We start from the raw sequence: 262 nt of genomic DNA, 5'->3' as shown, positions 1-262 counted from the left end.
AGTCGCTCGACCTCGGCTTCGACCGAGTCGACGTCGCCGAACAGCTCCGAGAGCCGCTCCAGCGTCTCCACGGTTGTCTTCACCTCGGCACGCTCGCCGTTGGCCTCGCCGAGGTCGCTCCGCAACTCGTCGGCTGCCTCGCGGGTCGAATCGGCCTCCTCGCGCTTCCCCTCGGCTTCGGATTCGAGCTCGTCGGCCTCCTCGCGCAGGTCGGCAGCACGCTCGCGCTTCTCCGCGACGTTCTCGGCCTTCTGCTCGCGGA

At 69.5% G+C, this 262-nt stretch carries 1 protein-coding gene; it reads right to left on the bottom strand.

What is annotated here, in order from left to right:
* On the bottom strand, positions 1 to 262 hold a 262-nt coding region (locus SM753_RS20780; protein ID WP_323192952.1), incomplete at both ends, for a hypothetical protein.

The sequence above is a fragment of the Halostella sp. PRR32 genome, from assembly GCF_034808085.1.
GTDB classification, from domain to species: domain Archaea; phylum Halobacteriota; class Halobacteria; order Halobacteriales; family Natronoarchaeaceae; genus Halostella; species Halostella pelagica.
This window is presented reverse-complemented; position numbering and strand designations above follow the sequence as displayed.